This is a genomic window from Comamonas resistens (assembly GCF_030064165.1).
GTDB lineage: Bacteria > Pseudomonadota > Gammaproteobacteria > Burkholderiales > Burkholderiaceae_C > Comamonas > Comamonas resistens.
Window position 1 is genome coordinate 1,061,327 of sequence record NZ_CP125947.1, and the last position, 18,093, is coordinate 1,079,419.

16 protein-coding genes are annotated in these 18,093 nt (G+C 60.4%); 9 read left to right on the top strand and 7 right to left on the bottom strand.

Annotated features, from left to right (window positions below; translation table 11 throughout):
* Nucleotides 1-12: 12 nt before the first annotated feature.
* The 4 genes from QMY55_RS04850 to trxB form a co-directional block, all read right to left on the bottom strand.
* Nucleotides 13-765: a hypothetical protein gene (locus tag QMY55_RS04850; protein ID WP_283487550.1), complete on the bottom strand. Its 753-nt coding sequence runs from the start codon at nucleotides 763-765 to the stop codon at nucleotides 13-15.
* Nucleotides 766-892: 127 nt separating this feature from the next.
* Nucleotides 893-1,063, bottom strand: a complete 171-nt coding sequence (gene rpmG, locus QMY55_RS04855) for a 50S ribosomal protein L33 (RefSeq protein WP_027014627.1) — start codon at nucleotides 1,061-1,063, stop codon at nucleotides 893-895.
* Nucleotides 1,064-1,083: 20 nt separating this feature from the next.
* Nucleotides 1,084-1,317: a 50S ribosomal protein L28 gene (gene rpmB, locus QMY55_RS04860; RefSeq protein ID WP_066539714.1), complete on the bottom strand. Its 234-nt coding sequence runs from the start codon at nucleotides 1,315-1,317 to the stop codon at nucleotides 1,084-1,086.
* A 280-nt stretch (nucleotides 1,318-1,597) separates the two neighbouring features.
* Nucleotides 1,598-2,551, bottom strand: a complete 954-nt coding sequence (gene trxB, locus QMY55_RS04865; protein WP_283487551.1) for a thioredoxin-disulfide reductase — start codon at nucleotides 2,549-2,551, stop codon at nucleotides 1,598-1,600.
* 257 nt (nucleotides 2,552-2,808) lie between these two features.
* Here trxB and QMY55_RS04870 point away from each other — a divergent pair, with 257 nt between their 5' ends.
* The gene (locus QMY55_RS04870; RefSeq protein ID WP_283487552.1) at nucleotides 2,809-5,163 is read left to right on the top strand and encodes a DNA translocase FtsK; all 2,355 of its coding nucleotides are present in this window, start codon (nucleotides 2,809-2,811) and stop codon (nucleotides 5,161-5,163) included.
* A 100-nt stretch (nucleotides 5,164-5,263) separates the two neighbouring features.
* Nucleotides 5,264-5,899: an outer membrane lipoprotein chaperone LolA gene (gene lolA, locus QMY55_RS04875; RefSeq protein WP_283487553.1), complete on the top strand. Its 636-nt coding sequence runs from the start codon at nucleotides 5,264-5,266 to the stop codon at nucleotides 5,897-5,899.
* A gap of 116 nt (nucleotides 5,900-6,015) precedes the next feature.
* Here the strand turns inward: lolA and brnQ are convergent, their stop codons facing one another.
* Nucleotides 6,016-7,341 carry a branched-chain amino acid transport system II carrier protein gene (brnQ, locus tag QMY55_RS04880; protein ID WP_283487554.1) on the bottom strand — a complete coding sequence of 442 codons (1,326 nt, stop codon included), beginning with the start codon at nucleotides 7,339-7,341 and terminating at the stop codon, nucleotides 6,016-6,018.
* A 409-nt stretch (nucleotides 7,342-7,750) separates the two neighbouring features.
* Between brnQ and QMY55_RS04885 the strand changes: the two genes are divergently transcribed.
* On the top strand, nucleotides 7,751-9,106 hold the full coding sequence (locus QMY55_RS04885) for a replication-associated recombination protein A (protein WP_283487555.1): 1,356 nt from the start codon (nucleotides 7,751-7,753) through the stop codon (nucleotides 9,104-9,106).
* Nucleotide 9,107: 1 nt separating this feature from the next.
* On the opposite strand, the gene QMY55_RS04890 is transcribed toward QMY55_RS04885, so the two are convergent.
* Nucleotides 9,108-9,731, bottom strand: coding sequence for a uracil-DNA glycosylase family protein (locus tag QMY55_RS04890; protein WP_283488885.1), 624 nt, complete (start codon nucleotides 9,729-9,731; stop codon nucleotides 9,108-9,110).
* A 402-nt stretch (nucleotides 9,732-10,133) separates the two neighbouring features.
* Here QMY55_RS04890 and QMY55_RS04895 point away from each other — a divergent pair, with 402 nt between their 5' ends.
* The 6 genes from QMY55_RS04895 (at nucleotide 10,134) to QMY55_RS04920 (ending at nucleotide 16,169) form a co-directional block, all read left to right on the top strand.
* On the top strand, nucleotides 10,134-11,063 hold the full coding sequence (locus QMY55_RS04895; protein WP_283487556.1) for a branched-chain amino acid ABC transporter permease: 930 nt from the start codon (nucleotides 10,134-10,136) through the stop codon (nucleotides 11,061-11,063).
* 9 nt (nucleotides 11,064-11,072) lie between these two features.
* Entirely contained in the window at nucleotides 11,073-12,152 is a 1,080-nt protein-coding gene (locus tag QMY55_RS04900; RefSeq protein ID WP_283487557.1) for an ABC transporter permease subunit, read from the top strand.
* Nucleotides 12,153-12,172: 20 nt separating this feature from the next.
* Nucleotides 12,173-12,955: an ABC transporter ATP-binding protein gene (locus QMY55_RS04905; RefSeq protein WP_283487558.1), complete on the top strand. Its 783-nt coding sequence runs from the start codon at nucleotides 12,173-12,175 to the stop codon at nucleotides 12,953-12,955.
* Nucleotides 12,956-12,957: 2 nt separating this feature from the next.
* Nucleotides 12,958-13,716 carry an ABC transporter ATP-binding protein gene (locus QMY55_RS04910; RefSeq protein ID WP_283487559.1) on the top strand — a complete coding sequence of 253 codons (759 nt, stop codon included), beginning with the start codon at nucleotides 12,958-12,960 and terminating at the stop codon, nucleotides 13,714-13,716.
* Between the two features lie 775 nt (nucleotides 13,717-14,491).
* Complete coding sequence (locus tag QMY55_RS04915; RefSeq protein ID WP_283487560.1) at nucleotides 14,492-15,139, top strand: DUF47 domain-containing protein; 648 nt, start codon at nucleotides 14,492-14,494, stop codon at nucleotides 15,137-15,139.
* A gap of 19 nt (nucleotides 15,140-15,158) precedes the next feature.
* Nucleotides 15,159-16,169, top strand: a complete 1,011-nt coding sequence (locus QMY55_RS04920) for an inorganic phosphate transporter (RefSeq protein WP_283487561.1) — start codon at nucleotides 15,159-15,161, stop codon at nucleotides 16,167-16,169.
* Between the two features lie 106 nt (nucleotides 16,170-16,275).
* Here QMY55_RS04920 and QMY55_RS04925 read toward each other — a convergent pair whose 3' ends face one another.
* The gene (locus QMY55_RS04925; RefSeq protein WP_283487562.1) at nucleotides 16,276-18,027 is read right to left on the bottom strand and encodes an EAL domain-containing protein; all 1,752 of its coding nucleotides are present in this window, start codon (nucleotides 18,025-18,027) and stop codon (nucleotides 16,276-16,278) included.
* Nucleotides 18,028-18,093 lie beyond the last annotated feature (66 nt).

The following is an 18,093-nucleotide window of genomic DNA, read 5'->3' on the forward strand; positions in this document are numbered from 1 at the left end:
TGCCCATGCCTTTTATTTTGCGAGCTGTCCGGCCATGCACTGGCGCAGGAACTCGCGGGCCTTGCCTCCCTCCTTGTAGAAGGTGCTGATGACTTCCTTGCCTTCCACAGAGACCTTGAAGCTGGCTTCTTCCTCAAGCTCCTTGACCAACGCGTCAGATCCTCCAAGCGCATAGGCCATGGCTCCCCATTTGCCATTGGACATGGTGTAGTTGATGGCACCGACATCCTGGGGCTGCTCCTTGTTCTGGGTCAGCGTGGTTCTGACCTTGCGCGGGCTGGCGGGTTGGGGAATATTCATGCCCAGAAAGGTCAGCAGGGCGCCGTTGTGCTTGGCCGTGGGGCCGGAGAGCTGAACGGCGCCGGACATGCTGCCAAAAATCGCCGCACATTCAAGACCCGAGCGCGGGTTTTTCTCGTCATGCGAAAACATCCAGTAGCCCTTGCGCAGCTTCTGGTACTGCGGGTCTTGTGCAATTCTTTGCCCTTCCTTGATCAGCTCCTGCCCCTCGCGCAGCAGCTCCATCTGGCTGCGTGCCAGACCGCCCAGGGCATCGGCGGGCGATGGTTCGGCGCGTTGGGGGGCTGCGGGCGCGGAGCTGAACTGTTCACAGACCGGCACGGAGGCCAGGCCGGGCGAGCCGCCCGTCATGCCGACCTGCCGCTGGCCGGGTCCCGGGCCGGTGGGGCAGACAAAGGTCTGGCCGAAGACGGCGGGTGAGGCGGCAATCGAAATGAAGAGTGCGCCCAGCGTCTTGCGATTCATGTGATCCATCCTTCATCTTGAAAAACGCCAAGTATAGGGAGGGACCCGGTGGGGACAATCGGGCTGCCGCGAGCATAAAAAAACCGCCTGCACTTGCGTGAGGCGGTTTTGCAGGAGACAGGCTGAATTACTTCAGCTTGGCTTCCTTGTACTCGACGTGCTTGCGAGCCTTGGGGTCGAACTTGATGATCGACATCTTTTCAGGCATCGTCTTCTTGTTCTTGGTCGTTGTGTAGAAGTGACCGGTACCAGCAGTGGAAGCCAGCTTGATCTTTTCGCGTCCGCCTTTAGCAGCCATGGTGTTTCTCCTTCAGGAAATTAAGCTTGGCCACGAGCGCGCATGTCTGCGAGCACGGAGTCGATACCGTTCTTGTCGATCAGGCGCAGAGCAGCGCTGGAAACGCGCAGGCGCACCCAGCGGTTCTCGGTTTCCACCCAGAAACGACGGTATTGCAGGTTGGGGAGGAAACGACGCTTGGTCTTGTTGTTGGCGTGGGAAACATTGTTGCCCACCATGGGCTTCTTGCCCGTAACTTCACATACGCGTGCCATTGGGACACTCCGATAGTTGAATCGGCCGCCGACTCTGTAGCCCCGCTTGTGCAGCAGGATGTGTCGACAACCTCACCTCGCCAGTTTGTAATGGGTGGCGGTAGCCCGATTGCGGAAGTCCCATGCAGCACGGTAAAGCGCGAACCTGGAATTCAGCAAAGTCTGCGATTATAGCGTTTCCGCAAAAAAGCCCTTGGGGCGGGCCAAAACTGGCCAAACCCAAGGGCTTTTGCCTTGATCGTGCGTCAACAGGTTCTGAGCGCCGATCAGCAGGGCTTGCTCAGGACTCCTGCTCCAGGAAGCGTTGGGCATCCAGTGCGGCCATGCAACCCGTGCCGGCGCTGGTGATGGCCTGGCGGTAGACATGGTCCTGGCAGTCACCGGCGGCAAACACGCCGGGCACATTGGTCTGCGTGGCAAAGCCCTTGAGGCCGCCCTGGGTGACGATATAGCCGTTCTCCAGTTCCAGCTGACCCTGGAAGATGTCGGTGTTGGGGTGATGGCCGATGGCGATGAACGCGCCTTGCAGGGTCAGGTCTTCGGTATGGCCGTCCTGCGTGTGTTTGATGCGGATGCCGGTCACGCCCGATTGGTCGCCCAGCACCTCATCCAGCGTGAAGTGGGTCTTGAGCTCGATCTTGCCTTCCTTGACCTTTTCCATCATCTTGTCCACGAGGATGGGTTCGGCCTTGAACTTGTCGCGGCGATGCACCAGAGTGACCTTGCTGGCGATATTGGATAGATACAGCGCTTCCTCCACTGCCGTGTTGCCGCCGCCGATCACGCAGACGGGCTGATCGCGGTAGAAGAAACCGTCGCAGGTGGCGCAGGCGGAAACGCCGCGGCCCATGAAGGCTTCTTCGGAGGGCAGGCCCAGGTACTTGGCCGAGGCGCCGGTGGCGATGATCAGGCTGTCGCAGGTGTAGGTGCCGCTATCGCCGATCAGCGTGAAGGGGCGCTTGGAAAGGTCCACCTTGTTGATATGGTCGAAGACGATCTGGGTCTTGAAGCGCTCGGCATGCTCCTGGAAACGCTGCATCAGCTCGGGCCCCTGCACGCCCATCACGTCGGCGGGCCAGTTGTCCACCTCGGTGGTGGTCATCAGCTGGCCGCCCTGGGCCATGCCGGTGACCAGCAGGGGCTTGAGGTTGGCGCGCGCCGCATACACGGCAGCGGTGTAGCCGGCAGGGCCGGAGCCCAGAATGAGAACTTGTGCGTGTTGGGTAGAGGACATGAAGCGTGACTTGGAAAAAAGCAGGCCGACAACCGGCGCGCGGTCATGAAAACATGAAATGAGGTATGGGAGTATCGCTCCGGATCAAGGTCTGCGTTTTCGGCAGTCTTAATCACTGGAATTGTTAAAAATGATAGTGATACCCTGTTTGCACAGTTCGATGGCATGCTCTGTTGCATGTGCTTGCATTACGCTGAGAACCCGCTTGGCCGAATGCATCGCGTGGATAGGGGCCTAAGGTAAGCTTGCGCCTGCGTATGACATATACATTGAACGCTTCCAACGCGTCTTCTTCCAGTAAATCCAAATCCCGGACAGCCGCTCCGCGCTATGGGGTAATTCGCTTCAGCCAGGAAGTCCTGCTGCTGATCGGCTTGCTGGTGCTTGTTTTCTGGCTCATGGCCATGTTCACCTACTCGCCGCAGGATGCGGCCTGGTCCACCTCCGGTGCCGGTCAGAGGCCTTTTGTGCACAACTGGATGGGACGCGTGGGTGCCTGGCTGGCCGATGCCTGCTACTTCGGCTTTGGCCTGTCTGTCTGGTGGCTGGTGCTGGCGACGGTGCAGGCATGGATCACATCGCTGCTGCGCTGGATGCGCGGCGGCGTGGACAAGAATGGCTCCCCTCTGCCTCTGTGGCGCCGCCGTTTCCTGTTCTGGGGTGGGCTGGTGGTACTGATGGTGGCCAGCTGCGCGCTGGAGTGGACGCGCCTGTACCGCTTTGAAAACATGCTGCCCGGTCCTGCCGGTGGGGTGTTTGGCTACATGGTGGGCTTCAACAGCATCAAATGGCTGGGCTTTGCGGGCTCGGGCCTGATTGCCATCTGTCTGTTCGTGCTGGGCGCAGCCATGGTGTTCGGCTTTTCCTGGGGGCGCCTGGCCGAAGGCCTGGGTGCGCGCCTGGACGGTCTGGTGCAATTTGGCCGCGAGCGCCGTGAAATCGCCAAGGATGTCTCTGTCGGCAAAAAGGCCGCACGTGAACGCGAGCGCGAGGAAGTCGTGTTCGACCGCACCGAAGGCGCCATCACCGCCCCCGTGCATCAGCCCGTGCAGATCATCGAGCCGGTGTTGCAGGAAGCGGCTCAGCCCAGCGTACGCGTGGTCAAAGAGCGCCAGAAGCCGCTGTTCACCGATCATCCCGACAGCAAGCTGCCCCAGGTGGATCTGCTGGACGCGGCGCAGCAGCGCCAGGAGTCGGTTTCCGCCGAGACGCTGGAGATGACCAGTCGCCTGATCGAAAAGCGCCTCAAGGACTTCGGCGTGGAAGTGCGTGTGGTGGCCGCCATGCCCGGGCCCGTCATCACCCGCTACGAAATCGAGCCCGCCACGGGCGTCAAGGGTTCGCAAATCGTCAATCTGGCCAAGGATCTGGCGCGCTCGCTGTCCCTGGTGTCGATTCGCGTGATCGAGACGATTCCCGGCAAGAACTTCATGGCGCTGGAGCTGCCCAATGCCAAGCGCCAGTCGATTCGCCTGTCCGAGGTGCTGGGCTCGCAGGTCTATCACGATGCCAAGAGCCTGCTGACCATGGGCCTGGGCAAGGACATCGTGGGCAATCCCGTGGTTGCCGACCTGGCCAAGATGCCGCACGTGCTGGTCGCTGGTACGACGGGCTCCGGCAAGTCCGTGGGTATCAACGCCATGATTCTGTCGCTGCTGTACAAGGCAGAGGCCCGCGATGTGCGCCTGCTGATGATCGATCCAAAGATGCTGGAAATGTCGGTCTACGAAGGCATCCCGCACCTGCTAGCCCCCGTGGTCACCGATATGAAGCAGGCCGCCAACGGTCTGAACTGGTGCGTGGCCGAGATGGAGCGCCGCTACAAGCTCATGAGCAAGCTGGGCGTGCGCAATCTGGCCGGCTACAACAGCAAGATAGACGAAGCCAAGGCGCGCGAGGAGTCGATTCCCAACCCCTTCAGCCTGACGCCCGAAGATCCCGAGCCGCTGCAGCGCCTGCCGCATATCGTCATCGTGATCGACGAGCTGGCCGACCTGATGATGGTCGTCGGCAAGAAGATCGAGGAGCTGATCGCGCGTCTGGCCCAGAAGGCGCGCGCCGCGGGTATTCACCTGATTTTGGCCACCCAGCGCCCCAGCGTGGACGTGATCACCGGTCTGATCAAGGCCAATATCCCCACGCGCATCGCCTTTCAGGTGTCGAGCAAGATCGACAGCCGCACGGTGCTGGACCAGATGGGCGCCGAGTCGCTGCTGGGCATGGGCGACATGCTCTACATGGCCAGCGGCACGGGTTTGCCCATTCGCGTGCACGGCGCCTTTGTCTCGGACGACGAGGTGCACCGCGTCGTCAGCTACCTCAAGGAGCAGGGCGAGCCTGACTACATCGACGGCGTGCTGGACAGCGGCAGCGCCGAGGGTGAAGGAGAGGAGGGCGGCGAAGGTGGTGGCGAGAAGGACGAGCTTTACGATCAAGCCGTGGAGATCGTGCTGAAAGACCGCAAGGCCAGCATTTCCTATGTGCAGCGCAAACTGCGCATTGGTTACAACCGCTCGGCCAATCTGCTGGAGCAGATGGAACGCGCCGGGCTGGTCAGCTCGCTCACATCCAGTGGGCAGCGCGATGTTTTGGTACCGAACAGGGAATCTTGATACCCCCTGAGGCGCTGCGCGCCTTCCCCCGGAGGGGGACGGGCGCCTTTGCTGCTGGGCGGCCCTTGCTGGCGCCCCATCCTCCCATTGGAGAGCTTTTATGAAAAGATTAGTCACTGCAATTTTGATAGCTGGTAGCGCAGCATCCGTATGGGCTGATGGGCTGAAAAGCCTGGAATCCTTTATGAGGAACACCCAGGCGGGCAAGGCCGAGTTCACCCAGTCCGTGACTTCGCCGCCCAAGGCCGGGCAGGAATCGCGCACCAAGGTGTCGAGCGGCAGCTTCGAGTTCCAGCGCCCAGGCAAATTCAAGTTCAACTACACCAAACCCTTCGAGCAGCTTATCGTGGCCGATGGCAAGACGCTGTGGCTCTATGACGTGGACCTGAATCAGGTGACGGAGCGCGCACAGGCTCAGGCTTTGGGCAGCACGCCCGCAGCCATTCTGACCTCGGCAACCGACCTCAAGACACTGCAGAACGACTTTGCCTTGAGCAACCAGCCCGATAGTGAAGGTCTGGAATGGGTGCTGGCCAACCCCAAGCAAAAGGGCGGCCAGCTCAAGACCGTGCGCATCGGCTTCACGCCCGAGGGGCAACTGGCAGCGCTGGATATCGAGGACAGTTTTGGCCAGCGTTCATTGATGCAGTTCAAGAATCTGCAGGCCCAGGCTTCGCTTCCGGCATCGACCTTCCGCTTCACGGCGCCCAAGGGGGCGGATGTGCTCAAGCAGTGATCTGGCGCAGATATCAATAAAAAGGCCCGTGGATGAAAGTCCACGGGCCTTTTTGTATCGAATATGCCTTTAGCGCTTGTCCATGATGCGCTGTCAGCTCATGTTTTGATAGTTTCTCAAACCTGCTCGGCCGCTGTCCGGGTCTTGCCGTCGGCCATGAAGTCCATCAGGCCGCAGACCAGCAGCATGGCAAGCACGGGAGTGATCCAGCCCATGCCCATTTCGGCTCCGGGCAGCTTGGCTAGCCAGCCAGGAACCAGCGCATCGAAATTGGCTGCTTTGGCTGCATCGAACAGGCCCAGTACCAGGGCGATCAGCATCACAGGCCTGTAGACGCGTGCGGGGCGATTCCAGCGGTGCAGCAGGCTCAGGGCGATCAGCGTGATGGCCAGGGGATACAGACCCACCAGTACGGGCACGGCCACGGCGATCAACTGGGCCAGCCCTTGGTTGGCCACCACCGTGCTGAACACGGACAGACCGATGACCATCGCGCGGTAGGAAATGCCTGTGAGCTCGCTGAAGAAGCTGCTGCAGGCCGTGATCAGGCCCACGCCGGTGGTCAGGCAGGCCAGCATGATGACGATGGCCAGAAGCCACAAGCCTGCGGGGCCAAAGGTGTGCTGCACAAAGGCCGTGAGGATCTGCACGCCGGTGGTGGCGTTCTCTGCCAGATTGCTGCTGGTGGCTCCCAGGTAGATCAGCGACACATAGACCAGACCCAGGCAGGTGGCGGCGATCAGGCCGGCGTAGATGCAGTAGCGCGTGTGCAGCTTGCCGTCGGTCACGCCTGCGGCCTTGATGGCGTTGACGATGACGATGCCGAAGATCAGCGAGGCCAGGGCATCCATGGTCTGGTAGCCCTGCAAAAATCCCTCGGCAAAGGCCGCGCCCTGTGTGGCATAGGCATCGGTGCTCAGGCTGTAGCCGCCGGCGGGCGCCATGAAGGCGGCGCTGCCCAGCACCGCCAGTGCGATGATCAGAACCGGGGTAATGATCTTGCCCACGTTGTCCATGAGCTTGCCGGGGAACAGCGACAGCAGCGACACCAGCACAAAGTAGGTGATGGTGAAGGCCAGCAGCATGGAGGGGGTGTTGCCCACAAATGGCGCCAGGCCCATTTCAAAGGACACGGTTGCCGTGCGCGGTGTGGCAAAGAGGGGGCCTATGGTCAGGTAGATGGCAATGGCCAGAACCAGGCCTGCAATGCGGCCTAGGGGGCTGGTCAGCGTGTCCAGGCCTCCGCCCACGCGGGCCAGCGCCACAACGCCCAGCAGGGGCAGGCCCACGCCGGTCAGCAGAAAGCCGACCGAGGCGCCCAGCAGGTTGTGGCCTGCGGCCATGCCCACCATCGGGGGGAAAATGATGTTGCCGGCGCCCAGGAACAGGGCGAAAGTCATGAAGCCGAGGGCAATGATGTCCCGCGTCTTGAGTGTTGTCATAAGCGTAGGCCCCGGCGTGTGCTCATGCGGCGGCACACCCTGGAGCAGTTGGAACCAAGGAAAGCTGCGGATTCTTTCGATTGAGTTCTGGCCGATGGGTGGTAGCCGCATCAGTCGCAGGAGTTGCTAGCCAGGGGTGGCAGCAGGCAAACATCAGAGAGAAAGCCGCTCAGCCTGGCTTGTGGCAGACAGGTTCAGGGCGGCAGTCCATGTAGGTGAGGGGTGACCTCGCTAATGGAGATTGGTGATCCGCTAAAACACCTATTTTCCATGATCATTTATTCTGATAGCAAAACTGGGGTTAACACAGGCTGCGCAGATGCGCTTGCTATGCCGGGAAAAACTGCTTTGATCAGGCTCCAACCCGCATGCAGCAGCGGACAAGCATGGCAATGGATACTTGAGGGCCATGGTCACGCACAACAGCAACTCATCCCATCCCCCATCATCCTCGGCTGCACATCAGCCTCTGGCAGAGCGGCTGCGCCCGCGCACGCTGGCTGAAGTCATTGGCCAGCAACATGTGCTGGGCGAGGGCATGCCGCTGCGCCTGGCCTTCGAGTCGGGGCGGCCGCACAGCTGTATCTTCTGGGGGCCGCCCGGCGTGGGCAAGACCACGATCGCGCGGCTCATGGCCGACGCCTTCGATGCGCAGTTCATCTCCATCAGCGCCGTGCTGGGGGGCGTCAAGGACATACGCGAGGCCGTGGAGCAGGCTCAGATTGCCCGCGACGGGCTGATGCAGCAGCGCACCATCGTCTTTGTGGACGAGGTGCACCGCTTCAACAAGAGTCAGCAGGATGCCTTTCTGCCGCATGTGGAAAGCGGCTTGTTCACCTTTATCGGCGCGACCACGGAGAACCCTTCGTTCGAAGTCAACTCGGCCTTGCTCTCGCGTGCCGCTGTCTATGTGCTGCAAAGCCTGAGCACTGAAGATCTAAAGCAGATCGTGGTCAAGGCGCAGGCCATCAAAGCGGTGCCAGCTATCGAAGATGAAGCGCTGGAGCGTTTGATTGCATATGCCGATGGCGATGCGCGCCGGCTGCTGAACACGCTCGAGACCCTGGCCATCACGGCCGAGCAGGCTCGTGTCGCAAGCATCACCGATGCCTGGCTGCTCAAGGTGCTGGGCGAACGCATGCGCCGCTACGACAAGGGCGGCGAACAGTTCTACGATACCATCAGCGCGCTGCACAAGTCGGTGCGCGGCTCGGACCCCGATGCAGCGCTCTACTGGTTCTGCCGCATGCTCGACGGCGGTGCCGATCCGCGCTACCTGGCGCGGCGCATCGTGCGCATGGCCTGGGAGGACATTGGCCTGGCCGATCCGCGTGCCATGCAGATGTGCAACGACGCGGCTGCCACCTACGAGCGACTGGGCAGCCCGGAGGGCGAGCTGGCGCTGGCCCAGGCCGTGATCTATCTGGCCGTGGCACCCAAGAGCAATGCCGGCTATATGGCCTACAACAAGGCCAAGGCCTTTGTGAAGAGCGATACCACGCGGCCTGTGCCCTTGCATCTGCGCAATGCACCGACCAAGCTGATGAAGCAGCTTGACTACGGCAAGGACTATCGCTACGCGCACAGCGAGGAGGGCGGATTTGCGGCGGGCGAGACCTATCTGCCCGACGGTATGGAAGAGCCCGGTTTCTACCAGCCCGTGCCGCGCGGGCTGGAGATCAAGATCGGCCAGAAGCTTGAGGAGCTGCGCGCGCTCAATGCGGCCGCGCGGGAGCAGGCCAGGGGCGACTCCACAGAGGAGTGAATCAGGTGGCGCCTGCTGTGCCCAGGGCAAGCTGTATGCGCTCGCGCAGCAGCGGCAGCACCTCGGCCTCGAACCAGGGGTGGCGCTTGAGCCAGGCCATATTGCGTGGGCTGGGGTGGGGCAAGGGGATCACCGGCCCCGGCGCCTTGAGCCAGGCCGCCACCGCATCGGACAACGTGGCGCGCGCCTGCTCGGGGCAGTGCCAGGCCAGTGCATAACGGCCCAGCACCACGGTCAGCGCTATCTGAGGCAGCGATGCCAGCAGGGGTGCGCGCCAGGCCGGTGCGCATTCGGGCTGCGGCGGCAAGTCGCCGCTCTTGCCGGTGCCGGGAAAGCATAGGCCCATGGGAATGATGGCCACGCGGCTGGCGTCGTAGAACTGCTCGCGCGTCAGGCCCAGCCAGGCGCGCAGGCGTTCGCCGCTTATATCGTCGAACGGAATGCCGCTCAAATGGGCACGTCGCCCCGGCGCCTGGCCCGCAATTAGGATGCGTGCGCCGCTGCCGGCCTGCAGCAAGGGCCTGGGACCCAGCGGCAAACCCTGGCACAGCGTGCAGGCACGCACGCGCTCCAGCAGCGCATCGAGCTGGAGGGTCTGGGGTGAGGTGGACTGAGGCTGGTTCATAGGGTGCTGGTGGGCGGAGCCGTTGCCAGCAGGCTGCATGACGGCAGCTTTCATTGGCTTGACGACTGCGGTAATTTCTCTACTGAAATGCTAGCGCCAGGCGCGCGCTTTGAATGCATTTGAGCGTTGATCGACGGGTTAAGTAATTGATTTAAAAGCGCTGAATGCTCCTGTTTTTTATGTTGCACTGCTGCATAAAAGCCTTGTGTCCTCTTGTAAAGCCACGGGAAACCCCGCCCTTACGCCAGGGCGGGCGCTGCCTAGAATCGCGCCAGCTTCCTGCTGCGTGCGGCCCACAAAGTCGTGACAAAGCAGGGCGCAGACATGGCATCGCTGGCTCCGTCGTTCGGGATGAGAGGCTTGCAGTGTCTCCATCTTGGACGGGAGAAGGAGTGCGCGTGTATGGATATCCTGCTGCAGCAAATCATCAATGGTTTGGTACTGGGCAGCATGTATGCCTTGATAGCCCTGGGCTACACCATGGTGTACGGCATCATTCAACTGATCAATTTTGCCCATGGGGAAGTGCTGATGGTCGGCGCGCTGACCAGCTGGAGCTGCATAGGCCTGATGCAGGAAGCCATGCCTTATCTGCCTGGCTGGCTCATGCTTTTGATAGCCGCCATCATTGCCTGCGTGGTGGCGGCCTCGCTGAATCTGGTGATCGAAAAAATCGCGTACCGGCCGTTGCGCAACAGCCCGCGCCTAGCGCCGCTGATCACCGCCATCGGTGTCTCCATCCTGCTGCAGACGCTGGCCATGATCATCTGGAAGCCCAACTACAAGGCCTATCCCACGCTGCTGTCCTCCACGCCCTATGAAATAGGCACGGCGGTCATCACACCCACGCAGATTCTGGTGCTGGTGGTCACCGCAGTGGCTCTGGCGACTCTGATGTATCTGGTCAACTACACCAAGCTGGGGCGCGCCATGCGCGCCACGGCAGAGAACCCGCGCGTGGCGGCGCTCATGGGCGTCAAGCCGGACATGGTGATTTCGGCCACCTTCATCATCGGTGCCGTGCTGGCGGCCATCGCCGGCATCATGTATGCCTCCAATTACGGCACGGCCCATCACACCATGGGCTTTCTGCCGGGTCTCAAGGCCTTCACGGCGGCCGTGTTCGGTGGTATCGGCAATCTGGCCGGGGCGGTGGTCGGCGGCCTGCTGCTGGGGCTGATCGAGTCCATCGGCTCGGGCTATATCGGCGATCTGACGGGCGGGGTGCTGGGCAGTCAGTACACCGATATCTTTGCTTTCATTGTGCTCATCATCATCTTGACGCTGCGCCCCTCGGGCCTGCTGGGTGAGCGTGTGGCGGACCGCGCATAAGGAGTGCCCATGCAAAACAACAAGACACTCCACTGGGTTCTGGGTGGCCTGGCCTTGCTGGTGCTGCCGCTGGTTCTTCAATACTTCGGCAATGCCTGGGTGCGCATTGCCGATCTGGCCTTGCTCTACGTGATGCTGGCGCTGGGCCTCAATATCGTGGTCGGCTATGCCGGTCTGCTGGATCTGGGCTATGTGGCTTTCTATGCGGTGGGCGCTTATATGTTTGCGCTCATGGCCTCGCCCCATCTGGCCGAAACCTTTGAAGGCTTTGCCGCCATGTTTCCCAATGGGCTGCATACCTCGATCTGGCTGGTGATTCCGCTGGGTATGCTGTTGGCCGCAGGGGCCGGGGTGCTGCTGGGGCTGCCTGTGTTGCGGCTGCGCGGCGACTATCTGGCCATCGTGACCCTGGGCTTTGGCGAGATCATCCGTATCTTCATGAACAACCTGGATCAGCCTGTCAACATCACCAACGGCCCCAAGGGCATTGGACAGGTGGACTCGGTCAAGATCTTCGGCCTGGATCTGGCCAAGCGCCAGGAGATCTTCGGCTTCGATATCGCTTCCGTCACGCTCTACTACTACCTGTTCCTGGCGCTGGTGCTGTTCACGATTGTGATCTGCTACCGCCTGCAGGACTCGCGCATAGGCCGCGCCTGGATGGCGATTCGTGAAGACGAAATCGCCGCCAAGGCCATGGGCATCAATGTACGCAATATGAAGCTGCTGGCCTTCGGCATGGGGGCATCGTTCGGCGGTGTGGCCGGCTCCATGTTCGGCGCCTTCCAGGGTTTCGTCTCGCCCGAGTCTTTCAGCCTCATGGAGTCCGTGATGATCGTGGCCATGGTGGTGCTCGGCGGTCTGGGTCATATCCCCGGCGTGATTCTGGGCGCCGTGCTGCTGTCGGCATTGCCCGAGGTGTTGCGCTATGTGGCCGGCCCCTTGCAGGAGATGACGGGCGGGCGCCTCGATGCTTCCATCCTGCGCCAGTTGCTGATTGCGCTGGCCATGATTGTCATCATGCTGCTGCGCCCGCGCGGCCTGTGGCCGACCCCTGAGCATGGCAAGAACCTGAGCCGTCCATCGTGAAGACAAGGGGATGAACTGATATGGCAGATAGCATGACTTCCACGGTCCTCCACGTCTCGGATATCTCCAAGCGCTTTGGCGGGCTGCAGGCCCTGTCCGGCGTGAACATGAAGATCGAGCGCGGACAGGTCTATGGCCTGATCGGCCCCAATGGCGCGGGCAAGACCACTTTCTTTAATGTCATCACCGGCCTTTACACGCCCGATACCGGCAAGTTCGAGCTCGATGGCAAGCCCTACGAGCCTACGGCGGTGCACAAGGTGGCCAGAGCCGGTATTGCACGTACCTTTCAGAACATTCGTCTGTTCGCAGAAATGACGGCGCTGGAGAACGTCATGGTGGGGCGCCATGTGCGCACGCATTCGGGCCTGATCGGCGCGGTGCTCCGCACCCGGCGCTTCAAGGCCGAGGAAGCAGCGATCCGCGCGCGTGCGAAGGAACTGCTTGACTATGTGGGTATAGGCAAGTACGCGGACTTCAGGGCGCGCACGCTGTCCTATGGCGACCAGCGCCGCCTGGAGATCGCCCGCGCGCTGGCAACAGACCCGAAGCTGATTGCGCTGGACGAGCCTGCGGCCGGCATGAACGCCACCGAAAAAGTGCAGCTGCGCGAGCTGATCGACCGCATCCGCAATGACCAGCGCACCATCTTGCTGATCGAGCACGATGTGAAGCTGGTCATGGGCTTGTGTGACCGCGTGACCGTACTGGACTACGGCAAACCGATTGCAGAGGGCACGCCTGCCGAAGTGCAGAAGAATGAAAAAGTGATTGAAGCCTATCTGGGCACCGGAGGCCACTGAAGATGCAGGATCAAGTACAGGAACATCCTCAGGCCGCCAAGGCCGCAGGTGCGGTGCTGCTGCAGGTCACCGGCCTGAAGGTGGCTTATGGCGGCATTCAGGCTGTCAAAGGGGTGGATTTCGAGGTGCGCCAGGGTGAGCTGGTATCCCTGATCGGCTCCAACGGCGCCGGCAAAACCACCACCATGAAGGCCGTGACGCGGGGCCTGCCCATCGCGGACGGAGACATTCTTTATTTAGGCAAAAGCATCAGAAACAAGGGCGCCTGGGATCTGGTGGCCGAAGGGCTGGTCATGGTGCCCGAGGGGCGCGGTGTCTTTGCCCGCATGACGATTACCGAGAATCTGCTCATGGGCGCCTATACGCGCAATGACAAGGCCGGCATCCAGGCCGATATCGAGCGCATGTTCGGCATCTTTCCCCGTCTCAAGGAGCGCAAGGATCAGCTGGCCGGCACCATGTCCGGCGGCGAACAGCAGATGCTGGCCATGGCCAGGGCCTTGATGAGTCAGCCCAAGGTGCTGCTGCTCGATGAGCCATCCATGGGCCTGTCTCCCATCATGGTGGACAAGATTTTCGAGGTGGTGGCAGATGTCTATGCCTTGGGGGTGACCATGGTTCTGGTGGAGCAGAACGCCAGCCGCGCACTGGCGGTGGCTGACCGTGGCTATGTGATGGAGTCCGGCATCATCACCATGACCGGACCCGGTCAGACTCTGCTCAGCGATCCAAGGGTGAGAGCCGCTTATCTGGGGGAATAGAGTTGGGCAAGCAAGAGAGCGGCTGGCAGGTGCATCGCTTGGTCGATGGCGATGCACTGTTTGACGACCTGCTTCGACTCAGACTCAAATCCCCTTAAATCTGTGTAAGTGACAAAAATATGACGTTTTTGTGTCATATTTTTTTGTTTTATTTGCTTCTTTTTAACTCTTTTTGATTCGATTTAACAACTGAAAGAAATTTGGATAGATCGAAAAGAAATTATTGGAACGAAATCGCAACATCCGAATGGATTGCCATGTGCGGGTTGCAGCTTGCTCCGGGTCTTTGCATATCGCCGTTGCCGGTAAGTGATCCGGTTGGCTTGGTCGGCTTGGGACAGTTGATTGCCTGCCTCAGGGTTGCCGACTGGGAGCATTGACTGGGTGATGGTGGAGAGAGCCAGGATCCAGGTTTTTTGCATGGAAATACCTGGGGAATACCCTGTAGATCTTGCTCGTGAAGCTCGCCGTCAAGCGCGGCAAAGCGGCATGGCGACGGCTGCGGAACCACCAGTTTCGCAGCTGCTGTTACATGCTCGGACTGAGCTGTGTTTGGGTTCTTCTATTTGAACTGGCAGGCCGAGTGAAGTTTTTTATGGATGTCCAAGGCAAGACAGGTGAGGTGTATTTTATTTTTCGTGAGGCTTGAAGGGGTGTCTTGAATGCGCGCACAAACGCACAAAGACTCAAGAGTAAACTTCGCCCCGTTTAAGCCGGGAACCATGCTGTGTTGCAGTGCGTCGCCTGGTTTCTTTTTCCCCGGTAAGGAGCATTCATGCTGTTTGGCAAGCTATTGCCGCGCGAAGGTAATTTTTTCGAGATGTTCAATCAACATGCAGACCGCATCGTTGAAGCAGCTCACGCCTTCTCGCAACTCGTTGCAAACTACAACGACCCTCATTTGCGCGAAAAGTACAACGCTGACGTTGACAACGCCGAGCGCGCGGCTGACCGTGTGACCCACGATGTCTCCAAGCTGCTGCACAAGACCTTCATCACGCCTCTGGATCGCGAACATATCCATTCGCTGATCAACACCATGGATGATGTGGCCGACCTGATTCAGGACTCGGCGGAAACCATGGCCCTGTACGACGTGCGTCACATGACTGACGAAATCACACGTCTGACAGACCTGTGCGTGCGCTGCTGCGAGCGTCTGCGCGACGCCGTCAAGCTGCTGGATCGCCTGTCCGATCCGGCTATCGTCGAAGCCATGCATAAGACCTGTGACGAGATCGATCGTCTGGAAGGTGATGCGGACCGCGTGATGCGCGCCGCCATGAGCAAGCTCTTCCGCGAAGAGCCCGATGTGCGTGAGGTGATCAAGCTCAAGGCCATCTATGAGCTGCTGGAAACCATCACCGACCGCTGCGAAGACGTGGCGAACCTGATCGAGGGCATCGTCCTCGAGAATTCCTGATTCTCGCTGGAGCCCGATCATGGAGCCGGTACAGGCAGCCCTCTGGGTTGTGATTTTGCTGGTGGTGCTCGCCTTGCTGTTCGATTTCATGAACGGCTTTCACGACGCTGCCAATTCGATTGCCACCGTGGTCTCCACGGGGGTTCTCAAGCCCACGCAGGCCGTGGTGTTTGCCGCGTTCTTCAACGTGGTTGCGGTTTTTATCTTCCATCTGAGCGTGGCCGCAACCGTGGGCAAGGGTATTGTTCAGCCGGGCATTGTGGATACCCATGTGGTGTTCGGCGCTCTGGTTGGCGCCATCGTCTGGAACGTCATCACCTGGATCTACGGCATTCCCAGCAGTTCCTCGCACGCTTTGATTGGCGGCATCGTGGGCGCGGTGATTGCCAAGGCAGGTGCCGGTGCGCTGATCGCCAGCGGTATCTGGAAGACCGTGGCATTCATCTTTATTTCCCCGGTGCTGGGCTTTTTGCTGGGCTCGTTGATGATGGTGCTGGTGGCCTGGATCTTCCGCCGCACCAGCCCCAACCGCGTAGACAAGTGGTTTCGCCGTCTGCAACTGGTGTCCGCCGGTGCATACAGCCTGGGTCACGGCGGTAATGATGCGCAAAAGACCATCGGCATCATCTGGCTGCTGCTGATCGCCACAGGATACGCCAATGCCGGCGATGCCTCGCCCCCGACCTGGACCATCGTGAGCTGCTATCTGGCCATTGGCATGGGCACCATGTTCGGTGGCTGGCGCATTGTGAAGACCATGGGCCAGAAGATCACCAAGCTCAAGCCCGTGGGCGGCTTCTGCGCCGAATCCGGTGGTGCTTTGACATTGTTCTTTGCAACCTTCCTGGGTGTTCCTGTCTCGACCACACACACCATTACCGGTGCCATCGTGGGCGTAGGTTCCACTCAGCGCGCCAGTGCCGTGCGCTGGGGCGTGGCTGGCAACATCGTCTGGGCCTGGGTTCTGACAATCCCTGCCAGCGCTTTCGTGGCTTCGATTGCCTACTGGGTCAGCCTGCAGCTGTATTGATCGGCATCTGCTTCTTTATCAGTAGCTGATGACGCTTTCTGAATAAGGGTGAAATGCTAAAAAGGCTTCGCAATGCGAAGCCTTTTTGTTTGGCGCCTAGGGTGGGTCAGGCTGCTTTTCGTAGCTGACCGACTTGCGGCATATGCAGCAGCGATTTGAGTTGGTGTGCAGGCACTGGCGCGCTGAACAAATAACCCATGAAATGCTGGCAGCCATGCTGGGCCAGCAATGCTCTTTGCTCCAGCGTTTCCACACCAGAGGCGACGAGCAGAACCTGGGCGCGTTGGGCCAGAGCGATGGCCGTCTGTGCTGCAGCATCGCTGGCATTGTTGGGCCCCAGGCGTTGCACCAGAGTCTGGGAGAGCTTGACCTGAAAGAGCGGAAGTCGGGCCAGAACGTCCTGATTGCCAGCTCCGTTGCCGAAGTCGTCCAGTGACAAGCGCACCCCCATGGTGTTCAGTTGCCCGAGCACGGTGGCGAGATCGGCATCGAGTGGCTGCAGCGAGCGATTGGACAGTTCCAGAATCAGTAAGGTCGGGGCTATGCCTGTTTGGGAAAGAATGCTCTCCAGCTGTTCGACAAAGTCGGGCTGCTGCAGCTGTCTGGGGCTGATGTTGACGCTCACGGGCAGGTGATTCAACTGAGCATCGTTTTTCCAGCGAGCCATCTGCTCGCAGGTGGCCCGGATGCTCCAGAGTCCCAGTGGAACAATGATGTTGGAGTCTTCTGCCACCGCAAGAAAAATGCGGGGAGGCACCAGCCCGCGCACGGGATGGCGCCAGCGCAGCAAGGCTTCCAGGCCTGTTGCCGTGCCATGAACAGAATACTGAGGCTGGAACTGCATCTCGAACTGATTGAGGCGCATGGCCTTGCCCAGCTCCTGCTCCAGCAGGCTGCGATCAGTGGGGGCCATCAATTGCTCGGGGCGGAAGAAATGCAGGCCACGGCTTTCTTCATCGCGCAGGCGATACATGGCGCTCTCGGCCTGATTGAGCAGTTCACTGGCCGAGCGTGAGTGGGGGCCAAACAGCGTGGCGCCGATATTGGCCTGCAGTTTGAAGGACATGCCAGAGACGGTATAGCCAGCATTGAGGCTGTCTTGCAGCCGCTCACCAAGTCGCTCTACGAGCAGACTGGCCAGATCGGGGTCCGGGGAAAGGTCCGAAATCATGATGACGAAATGCTCGGCATCCACGCGCGCCACGCTATCGCATGCCCGCATGCAGCTGAACAGGCGCTGAGCAATCTCCTGCTGCAGGTGGCTGGCAGAGGCACTGCCGCCCGTTTGCTGCAAGGCTTCGCCTGCATTCATGTCTATGGTCAGCAGAGCACCGCGCCAGCCTGTGCGTTCAGACTGGATCATGGCCTGGGAGAGGCGATCCAGCAGCAGTCGGCGATTGGGTAGCTGAGTCAGTGCATCAAAGAATGTCAGGTCGTCGGCGTCGTTGCTGTCAGAGATGATTTCCTTGCAGGTCAGCAGGCTGTAGCTGGCCGATATGGGGTGAATTGCCAGCAAGACCTCACGCCCATTGGGAAGCGTGGCTTGTGCGCTGGGAAGCTGCCGGGATAATGTGCTCAGATGGGCTGCGGCCACACTGCTGTGTCTTTCAGCCGCGCAGGCTGTTTGCAGCACGGCTTGCAGCGAGGAGCCGACCTTCAAACTCTGAGCCAGCCATGGGAAGAGCTGGAGATAGCCTTCGTTCCAGCGCTGTGCACGGTTCTGCGCGTCGAGCAGAACAAAGCCGCTGCAGGCTTGCTCCAGAATGCGAAACAGTTGTTCGCCATAGGCCCCGACAAGGCTGGTGGCTGTGGGGAATGGAGATTCAGTCTTGGCAGACTTGTCAGTAGGTGCGGACATGGAACCTCTTGAGGCAGACATGAGGCAAGCCAGACCCTCGGAGCCTGCAAGGCGACGGCTGAGGTC